This window comes from Oceanisphaera avium (assembly GCF_002157875.1).
Lineage (GTDB): Bacteria > Pseudomonadota > Gammaproteobacteria > Enterobacterales > Aeromonadaceae > Oceanimonas > Oceanimonas avium.
In genome coordinates, this window is sequence record NZ_CP021376.1 from 776,505 (window position 1) to 786,431 (window position 9,927).

The following is a 9,927-nucleotide window of genomic DNA, read 5'->3' on the forward strand; positions in this document are numbered from 1 at the left end:
GTCAAAAAATAAGCGCTGCGAGGCTATTTACCTTGTGAAAATGGCTTTTTTAGACTTAATGTTCATCCAAGAGTCGACCCTGTGGCTAGCTACAGTATACTGGCGGTAATTTACCAATAGTGATGAGTTTTTTGAGTGCAGCCACTGAGTCCCGCAGAACTAAATCCGGTTTTTAACTTACCTCCCCTTCATTTATTAAGCGAATTGCCCGTGCAATCGTTTAGTAGGCTTCAAGACAGAGCAGACTCTGCCTTTGCTACCCTGTCGGCGCTGAAAGCCATTAATCCTATTTTATTATTAAATGGCTTTGGCGGCGTGGACTATGAAGAGCTGGTGCACGATTTGGTGGCTAAGCATGCCAACCATGCTAATTTATTTGATCTTTGTTATGCAGAAAATCTCACTCATCCGCAAAAACCCATCTGGTTAAAATTAAAAGCCGGAAGCGGTTTAGTATTTTGTGAGCTGGTGGGCCAATTATTAGAGCTTTCTTCTCGCCACCTTGACGCTGAGCATGTGGTTGAGCGCATCTTAAAAAAACAAGACCAAAACCCTAAGATTGCACATTATCTTTCGTTATTATCTCAACATGTCGCCAGCGGTGAAGGCTTTAGTCATCCCGTATTAATCAATTTAATGGTGCACCGCAGTGATAACACCATGCCCATTGTCTATGCTCGCCAATTTACGCCCGAGCAACTGTTTGGTGCTGTGCATTTTCAAACTGAACAAGGTTCAATATTTAGTCATCATCATTTATTAGAGCCGGGCTTAATCCACCAGGCGAATGGCGGCTATTTAATCGTGCCCATTGAAGAGCTATTAGAACAGCCCAATCTGTGGTTTCGCTTAAAAAACGCCTTGATCACTCGCCAAATTGAGTGGAGTCGTCCGGCAGAAATGGCCGCATTTTATTTTCAGCCAGAAGCGCCGCCGCTTGATATTCATCTTATCTTAGTTGGGGATCGGTTAGCGGTGGCGGAGCTGTACTTATTAGACAGAGAGCTAGATACCTTGGCTTTTTTACGAGCCGATATTCTACCCGAGTGGGACGCCCAACAAGACTTGCCGGCTTACTTAAGCTGGATTGGTCATTTGTGTCATAAACATCAATTATTAGACTTAGATAAGAGTGGTGTAGAGCGCTTGTGCCGCTATAGCAGCCGACTCACGGATCATCAACATCGACTGAGCTTAGTTGAAGCACAGTTAGTGGCCATGCTACAGCTGGCAGATGTGATTGCTCGGCGTGAACAACACACGCTCATTAATGCCAGCCATATTATGCAAGCGCAGCAAGAGCAAGATTATCGTTTAAGTTATCTGGTAGAGCAGACAGATTTAGGCGTGCGCGATGGCCAATATTTAATGCAAACCCAAGGCCAAGCCGTAGGGCAAATTAATGGCTTATCGGTTATTCAAATTACCGGTCATCCTTATGACTTTGGCGAGCCGGTGCGCTTAACCGCCACTGTGCACCTTGGCGATGGTGATGTCTCTGATATAGAGCGCAAAGCAGAATTAGCGGGTCATATCCATGCTAAGGCGATGATGATTATTCACGGCTATTTAGCTAATTTATTTGGCGCCGAGCACCCTTCCCCTTTGTCGGCCAATTTAGTGTTTGAGCAGTCTTATCATGAAATAGACGGTGACAGCGCTTCATTAACCGGCTTGTGCGCCTTATTATCTGCCTTAGCAAAAGAGCCTATTTATCAGCACTTTGCGGTAACTGGTGCCCTAGATCAGTTTGGTAATGTAGAGCCCGTAGGCGGGGTCAATGAAAAAATTGAAGGCTTTTACCGACTGTGTAAATTGCAAGGCTTAACCGGCAAGCAAGGTATTATTTTACCTCTTAGTAACCGATTACAATTAAACTTATCTGATGAAGTAGCCGCGGCGGTCAGCGCGGGGCAGTTTCATATTTATCCCGTGGCGCATGTGGTACAAGCCATAGAATTACTCACCGGTTGTGAAGCCGGTGATATTGAGCAAGCCGACACTTTATTTGGGCGTATTCGCGAGCGACTCGATGAACTTAATGGTCATGGAGTTGAGCACGGATTTTTCCGGCGCTGGTTTCAACGCTAGAGTGATCGGACTTGTCTGGCGAACAAGTGTTCGCTAAAGTGACGCCAATTTATCATCTAGGCCTATGCCTGAACCCAATGGAATATTAACACCATGTCTGAACAACAACTGCCATCACAAAAAGAGCTGGGCAAGCACAGCTTTACCCGCGAAGAACTCTTAGCCTGTAGCCAAGGTGAATTATTTGGCCCTGGCAATAGCCAGCTGCCTGCCCCTAATATGCTGATGATGGATCGCATTACTCAGATCTCTGATGATGGCGGTATTCACGGTAAAGGCGAAATCATTGCCGAGTTAGATATTAATCCTGACTTATGGTTTTTCGGCTGTCATTTCCCCGGTGACCCCGTAATGCCAGGCTGCTTAGGCTTAGATGCCATGTGGCAGCTGGTCGGTTTTTTCTTAGGTTGGAAAGGCGGCCCTGGCAAAGGACGGGCACTGGGTGTGGGTGAAGTGAAATTTACCGGCCAAATTTTACCGACCTCTAAAAAAGTAACCTATAAAATCACCTTAAAGCGCGTTATTTGGCGCAAGCTCATCATGGGTATCGCCGATGGTACAGTAGAAGTAGACGGTCGTGTTATCTATGAAGCAAAAGACTTAAAAGTTGGCTTGTTTACCGATACGTCTAGCTTCTAACTTGGCTTACTATCAGTAACTAGCTAAGATCCCCGCCCTGTGCGGGGCTTTTTATTATCTAGAACAAAAGAAGATACCGAGGCAAGCTCGGTATGACAAGGGTATGTCTGTCCGTCATCCTGAACTTGATTCAGGATCTGTTCTTGCTTTTATTATCTAGCATAAAACCAGCTACCGAGACGAGTTCGATATGACGAGGGAATGCATTAGCCGTCGTTCTGATGTTTACTAGTGGCTGCGTTATATTACAGAGTAAAAAAACAGCCTCATGTGTGGCATGAGGCTGTGTAAACTTTTATTAAATAATACTATAAAAATTAACCATTAGCTTGGGCTTCTAACTCTTCCCAGCGAGTAAAGGCCGTTTCAAATAGCTGCTCGGTCTGCGCCAACTCTTGCAAGGCTTGTTGCGTCACCTCTTCACTTTGAGTAAAAAAATCAGGCGCATTAACGCTAGCTTGTAAGGACTCAATTTTTTGTTCTAATTGTTCAAGCTTAGCTGGCAAACCTTGCAGCTCTTGTTGCTCTTTATAAGAGAGCTTCTTACTGGCCTTGGGAGCGTCGCTCTTAGCTTCAGCTTTAGCAGGCGCTATAGGATCTGCTTTTTCTATCGCTTTAGGCGCGGGGCGAAAAGATAATTGATGCTGCATATCTTGATAGCCACCGACAAACTCACTCACCTTACCCTCGCCTTCAAATAACCAGCAGTGGGTAGCCGTATTGTCGATAAAGTCACGGTCGTGACTCACCAATAATAGCGTGCCTTTATACTCTGCTAATAACTCTTCTAATAACTCTAGCGTTTCTACATCTAGATCGTTGGTAGGTTCATCCAATACCAACAGGTTGCTGGGTTTTAAAAATAAGCGCGCTAATAACAGGCGATTTTTCTCACCCCCCGATAAGGCTTTAACTGGGGTGCGCGCACGTTTTGGCTCAAACAAGAAATCCTGTAAATATCCTAATACGTGGCGGCTGCGCCCATTCACTTCAACTTCTTGTTTACCTTCGGCTAAGTTATCCATCACAGTGCGCTCAGGATCGAGCTGCTCACGGTATTGGTCAAAATACGCCACTTCTAACTTAGTGCCGCATTTTAATGTGCCTGAGTCAGCTTCTAAACGGCCAAGCAAAATTTTAATAAGCGTACTCTTACCACAGCCATTAGGGCCCACTAGCGCAATTTTATCGCCACGCTGGATCAGTGTAGAGAAGTTAGTTAATAACGGCTTATCTTCATAGGCAAAGTTTAAGTTTTCGGCTTCAAATACAATCTTACCGGAGCGGCGGACATCATCGAGCGTCACATTCACCTTGCCCATGCTCTCGCGGCGTTCACTGCGCTCAACTCGCAGCGCTTTTAAGGCGCGCACGCGGCCTTCATTACGGGTACGCCGTGCCTTAACTCCTTGGCGGATCCAGGCTTCTTCTTGAGCCAAGCGCTTATCAAATAAGGCATTTTGTTCGGCTTCTACTCGTAGCGCTTCTTCTTTATTGACTAAATAATCATCGTAATTACCCGGCCAGCTGGATAATTTACCTCGGTCGAGATCCACAATGCGCGTGGCCATTTTACGAATAAAAGCACGGTCATGGCTGACAAAAACAATGGCGCCTTTAAAGTCTAATAAAAAGCTCTCAAGCCAGGCTATGGCATCAATATCTAAATGGTTGGTAGGCTCATCCAGTAATAAAATCTCGGGATCATTGGTCAATGCGCGTGCTAATGCAACTTTACGCAACCAGCCACCCGATAAGTCATTTAAGCGGGTATCGCCATTTAGCTCTAATAAAGTCAGACTTTGATTGATGCGCGTATCAAATCCCCAGCCATCAGCCGCTTCCACCTGCTCTTGTAAGCGCATCAGCTCATTCATGGCTTTTTCAGAACAATCTTGTGCCACGACCTCTAATTGATGATGATACTTTTTAAGTATTTCGCCGGTTTCGGCCAGGCCGCCCGCCACATAATCAAAGACCGTTTGATCATCATCCACTTGCGGTGGATCTTGCTCGAGTCGAGCAATATTTATGCCTTGCAGTAGTTGACGACGTCCGTCATCGAGTTGCAATTCACCCGCTATTACTTTCATTAGCGTCGACTTACCGGCGCCATTACGGCCAACGATACACACCCGCTCGCCCGCTAAAATATTAAACTCTATGCCGTCTAATAACGGCGCATCACCAAACGCTAATTGCGCGTTTTGTAGGGTCAATAAACTCATTAAATCTCTCGATTAAAATCAATAATATCGGCAGCACTAAAGGGCCAGTCCAGCTCTCGGCCATCACTATGGCGTAATACTGGAATGCGCACTGCATAAGCTGCAAGCCACCGTTCGTCGTCAATAATATCTTCAATAACTGTGTCTTGGTTTAAGCCAAGTTGCACCAGCATCAGCCATGCCTGCTCACACAAATGACAGCCATCTGTGGAAAATAAAGTCAGCTTCATGGCGCCTCCTGTCTATTTAGGGTAATTAGGCCCAGCGAATATCCCAGCAATTATGAATATGGGGGTTGCGAGCAAAGTCTTTAGGCAGGCTTTGTTTACTTACCTCAGTGGCATGTAAACCTAACGCGGCTAAGCCTTCAGTATCCATTTTAAAATGTCGCTTATTATTAGAAAAAATTACTAAGCCATCTTGTCGCAAATGTTGGCTTAGTAAGCCCAGCAGCTCAATATGGTCGCGCTGAATATCAAAGTTATCTTCCATACGCTTAGAATTAGAAAAGGTAGGGGGATCGACAAAAATAACATCGTAACTTTCACCGGGCTGGCGCAACCAAGTTAAACAATCCGCTTGTATAAATTGATGAGCGCGCCCTACTAAGCCATTTAGCGCCATATTGCGCTCAGCCCACGCCAAATAGGTGTTAGACATGTCCACTGTGGTAGTAGACTTAGCGCCGCCTAAACCGGCATGCACACTGGCGGTCCCTGTATAGGCAAATAAGTTAAGAAAATCTTTGCCATACGCTAATTCACTAATGCGCTTGCGCGTAGGTCTGTGATCTAAAAATAAACCGGTGTCTAAATAATCAAATAAGTTAACCAATAACTTGGCATTGTGCTCTTGGACTTGCAGCCACTGCTCACGTTTATCTAATCGTTCATATTGCTCGCGCCCCAGTTGGCGGGCACGTACTTTTAGCACCAATTTATTGCCCGTCACGCCGGTCACCGCCATCGTGGCTTGTACTAAGTCATAAAACCGCGCCCGCGCTTTGTGCTCAGGGATCGTTTTAGGCGCGGCATATTCTTGAATAACAATATGGTCTTGATAACGATCTATCGCAGCATTGTACTCGGGCAAGTCCGCATCATATAAACGGTAACAATCAATGTGCTCAGCCTTCGCCCATTTTTCTAATTGCTTAATATTTTTGGTAAGACGATTGGCAAAGTCTTCTGCTAAGGGACGTGCTGTTTTAGCATCGGCGGCAATAAGATAATTGCGAAGCTCACAAGCGAGCGCGCCATTAAATAGTTTATAAGTTTTATCGGGGCGCAGTCGTAAACAACTTAACAGCTCGCTAGAGCTTGAGATCAAGCTGACCCGCCAGCCTTTAAATTGCTCTCGTAACTTATTACCCAGTAACTGATGTAAGCCCAGTAAGGAGGGAAATTCACTTAAGCGCTCACCATAAGGCGGGTTAGAAATAAGCCAGCCGGTGAGAGGCTCATCATTGGAGGCTTGTGTCGCACTTAAGCCAGAATGTTGAGTAAAGGGATTAACTAATTGCTCAACACTGGCGAGGCGAAAATCAATTAACGTTTCCACCCCTGCCGCTAACGCATTTTCTTGGGCAAAGCGCAGCACCCGTTTATCTTGGTCAAACCCAATTAGTTGCACTTGGCATTGTTTTAAGCCTCGTGTCGCACGCACCGTGGCTTGGGCTGATATTTCTTGCCAAGCATTTTTATCGTGCCTACTCCATGCCATAAAACCAAAACGCACCCGCAATAAACCGGGGGCAATATCTGCCGCCATTAAGGCCGCTTCAATTAATAACGTGCCCGAGCCACACATAGGGTCGACTAGGGGCGCGCTTTTGTCCCAACCGCTGCGCAATAAAATAGCGGCAGCTAAATTTTCTTTTAAGGGAGCCTCCCCTGCTTGCTGGCGATATCCGCGCTGATGCAAGGCAGGCCCAGATAAGTCGAGGGTAATGCTCAACTGATTATTGCGCTTAAGATGAGCCAAAATCCGAATATCCGGTGCGCGCTTATCAACATTAGGCCGCTCACCATGGCGTTTAGTGAGGCGATCAACAATGGCATCTTTAATCTTGAGCGCGCCATATTGAGTATTGGTAATGGCCTCATTACTACCCGAGAAATCAACGGCAAAGGTTTGCCCGGGCTGGATATGTTCTTCCCATGCCACATTTGCCGCTCCTAGATATAAGTCCATGTCGGTGCGCATGGTAAACTCACTGAGTTGCAACATAATACGCGACGCTAAGCGCGACCACATACAGGCGCGATAGGCCATTGCTAAGTCAGCTTTAAAGCCAATCCCCGCCACAGTTTCTTGTAGCTGAGTGGCGCCTAATTGAGTGAGTTCATCAAGGAGTAAAGTTTCCAGCCCTTTTGGGCAGGTGGCAAAAAACGGCAGCATAGTCAGGCGTATCCAAACAAAAGAGGCCGACATTATACCTTAATCCACTGCATTACTGTAAAAATTGCCGCTTATTGTACGTAATAACAGCGTCTTGTTGGTATATTAGGCAGACGATAACTAGTTTGGCATCGGGGCTTGCAATTAAAGGGGTAGAGCACTAATATGCACAGCCTGAGGACGCGGGATGGAGCAGCTTGGTAGCTCGTCGGGCTCATAACCCGAAGGTCGTCGGTTCAAATCCGGCTCCCGCAACCAACTCAGTAACAAATGATAAAAAGTAGTAATCACTAATAAATAAAAAATAGTAGCGTTTATGTATCGGACGCGGGATGGAGCAGCTTGGTAGCTCGTCGGGCTCATAACCCGAAGGTCGTCGGTTCAAATCCGGCTCCCGCAACCACTTAAATACCACCACTTTTTATTAGTAAAGATTCATTATAATTTATTAAGTATCGGACGCGGGATGGAGCAGCTTGGTAGCTCGTCGGGCTCATAACCCGAAGGTCGTCGGTTCAAATCCGGCTCCCGCAACCACTTAATCACCAGCACTTTTTATTAGTAAAGATTAATTGTAATATATTAAGTATCGGACGCGGGATGGAGCAGCTTGGTAGCTCGTCGGGCTCATAACCCGAAGGTCGTCGGTTCAAATCCGGCTCCCGCAACCACTTCGATATTTAAAACGCCCTACTTTTCGCTTTCCCTCTCTTTACTTCTCGGTATTTTCTTATTTTTATCTTGTTAGCTTTATAGAAACTCAATAAATACAAACTTCATTTTTACTGTGCAAAAAAATACTAATTAACGCACAGCACAAAGCCAACAGTAGTTACCCTGCTGTTGGCTTTGTGCTATTGACTATCAAACGAGTTAACGTCTGTAAGTTAACCCACTTGCCTTATTTCTTGTAACTCGCTGAGTTTATCTAAGCTGACTAAGCGATCGTTCATCACTTTAATAGCGCCAAAATTTGGTAACTGTTTACTGCCTCCTAATAGGCGTTTGCCTGATAAAGAGATGCACACACACGCCGCCGGTGAAGTTTCTACTACCATCATAATAAGTTGTTCATCAACGAGATCTAGGCCAATTAATTCCCCTAACTCGGGTTGATGATAATCTGCTTGAGGCTCAAAAAACCAACTTTGGGGCATTAATGGTTTATAAAAACGCGCTACCGCCACCCCATTTAATGCCGCTTGCACTCGCTGCGCCGAAGAGCCCATGCCTGTTAGGCTGTCTAAAAATCGATAATATAATCCGGTATCTTCTACTGAAAAGCGTTGTTCTAATGAGCTTGAACACACTAAATGCTTAGCAAGGTAAGGACTGCTAAACAGCATGTCCTCACCTAAGTCCAGCATTAGGTGTTGGTCTTCGCCCATAAACCAGCGCCACTGATCATTTGGTTGAAGTAACATCCTAGTCACACCTTTTTATGGTACGAGAGTCTACTCGATACTTAATACTAGCTTGTTATATGCAAACTAGTTATCGATATGCAATTTATATTGCTGTTTATAACGTATTTAGCATAAAAGGTAAATTGCAACGCTCAAGCAAATACTATAAATGACGCGCGAGTTGTTGAATTAACCTTGGACCTTGATAGATAAAGCCTGAATATATCTGTACTAAACTGGCTCCCGCGGCTATTTTTTCTCGGGCCGCCGTTAATGAGTCTATGCCCCCTACGCCAATAATAGGTAAGCGTCCCGCTAATTGACGCGACAATTCTTGGATAACCAGCGTGCTTTTATTTTGTACAGGCCGGCCACTTAAGCCACCGGCCTCATGGGCATGAGGTAAATCAAATACTAAGTCTCGGTCTAGCGTAGTATTGGTAGCAATGACGCCATCGATATTAAAACGCACTAAGCTATCGGCGACTTGCTCTATTTCCGCCAAGGTTAAATCAGGTGCTATTTTAACCAATAACGGTACTTGCTTATGGTGTTGTAAGGCTAATTCGCCTTGTTTAGCTTTTAAAGAGCCTAATAAATCATCCAGTGCTTCACCATATTGAAGCGAGCGAAGGCCTGGGGTATTAGGGGAAGAAATATTGACCGTAATATAGCTCGCATGGGCATAAGACTTTTCCATACAAATAATATAATCATCTTTACCATGCTCAATGGGCGTGTCTTTATTTTTGCCAATGTTAATACCTAACACACCGCTATATCGCGCGCGCTTTACATTTTCTACTAAATAATCAATACCGTGATTATTAAAGCCCATGCGATTAATGATGGCGTCCGCTTCTTTAATGCGAAATAAACGCGGCTTATCATTACCCGCTTGTGCTTTGGGCGTCACAGTGCCAATTTCAATAAAGCCAAAGCCCATAGCAGCAAACGCATCAATGCAATCCCCATTTTTATCTAGGCCTGCAGCCAAACCTACCGGATTAGCAAACGTTAAGCCCATTAATGATACCGGATTAACGATCGCGGGGCGGCGATAGAGGGCGGCGAGTGCATTGTGCTGCGTTTTTGCTAATCCTTTAATAGTGAGCTCGTGGATATGCTCAGGATCACATTGAAACATTAACGGCTTAGCCAGT

The 9,927-nt window shown here is 45.3% G+C and carries 7 protein-coding genes and 4 tRNA genes; 6 read left to right on the forward strand and 5 right to left on the reverse strand.

The genetic code is table 11. The features are described 5' to 3' along the window. The first annotated feature begins 135 nt into the window (after nt 1-135). The gene (locus CBP12_RS03525) at nt 136-2,091 is read left to right on the forward strand and encodes a Lon protease family protein (RefSeq protein ID WP_086963010.1); all 1,956 of its coding nucleotides are present in this window, start codon (nt 136-138) and stop codon (nt 2,089-2,091) included. A gap of 93 nt (nt 2,092-2,184) precedes the next feature. Further along, nucleotides 2,185-2,730 carry a 3-hydroxyacyl-[acyl-carrier-protein] dehydratase FabA gene (gene fabA / locus CBP12_RS03530; protein WP_086963011.1) on the forward strand — a complete coding sequence of 182 codons (546 nt, stop codon included), beginning with the start codon at nt 2,185-2,187 and terminating at the stop codon, nt 2,728-2,730. 317 nt (nt 2,731-3,047) lie between these two features. Here the strand turns inward: fabA and uup are convergent, their stop codons facing one another. Genes uup through rlmKL form a run of 3 tightly spaced genes read right to left on the reverse strand, consistent with a single transcriptional unit; the run spans nt 3,048 to nt 7,358 of the window. Next, nucleotides 3,048-4,958, reverse strand: coding sequence for an ATP-binding cassette ATPase Uup (gene uup / locus CBP12_RS03535; RefSeq protein ID WP_086963013.1), 1,911 nt, complete (start codon nt 4,956-4,958; stop codon nt 3,048-3,050). Then, the gene (locus CBP12_RS03540) at nt 4,958-5,188 is read right to left on the reverse strand and encodes a glutaredoxin family protein (RefSeq protein ID WP_086963014.1); all 231 of its coding nucleotides are present in this window, start codon (nt 5,186-5,188) and stop codon (nt 4,958-4,960) included. The genes uup and CBP12_RS03540 overlap by 1 nt, the downstream gene beginning before the upstream one ends. A 25-nt stretch (nt 5,189-5,213) precedes the next feature. Beyond that, a complete protein-coding gene (gene rlmKL, locus CBP12_RS03545; RefSeq protein ID WP_086963016.1) occupies nt 5,214-7,358 on the reverse strand; it encodes a bifunctional 23S rRNA (guanine(2069)-N(7))-methyltransferase RlmK/23S rRNA (guanine(2445)-N(2))-methyltransferase RlmL in 2,145 nt (714 codons plus the stop codon). 181 nt (nt 7,359-7,539) lie between these two features. Here rlmKL and CBP12_RS03550 point away from each other — a divergent pair. From CBP12_RS03550 to CBP12_RS03565, 4 genes are all read left to right on the forward strand, one after another. Beyond that, nucleotides 7,540-7,616, forward strand: a tRNA-Met gene (locus tag CBP12_RS03550). A 68-nt stretch (nt 7,617-7,684) separates the two neighbouring features. Next, nucleotides 7,685-7,761, forward strand: a tRNA-Met gene (locus CBP12_RS03555). A gap of 57 nt (nt 7,762-7,818) precedes the next feature. Next, a tRNA-Met gene (locus tag CBP12_RS03560) sits at nt 7,819-7,895 on the forward strand. Between the two features lie 57 nt (nt 7,896-7,952). After that, nucleotides 7,953-8,029, forward strand: a tRNA-Met gene (locus CBP12_RS03565). Between the two features lie 216 nt (nt 8,030-8,245). Here CBP12_RS03565 and CBP12_RS03570 read toward each other — a convergent pair. Further along, nucleotides 8,246-8,782: a cell division protein ZapC gene (locus CBP12_RS03570; RefSeq protein ID WP_086963019.1), complete on the reverse strand. Its 537-nt coding sequence runs from the start codon at nt 8,780-8,782 to the stop codon at nt 8,246-8,248. A 145-nt stretch (nt 8,783-8,927) separates the two neighbouring features. Continuing rightward, nucleotides 8,928-9,911, reverse strand: coding sequence for a quinone-dependent dihydroorotate dehydrogenase (gene pyrD, locus CBP12_RS03575; protein WP_232455185.1), 984 nt, complete (start codon nt 9,909-9,911; stop codon nt 8,928-8,930). Nucleotides 9,912-9,927 lie beyond the last annotated feature (16 nt).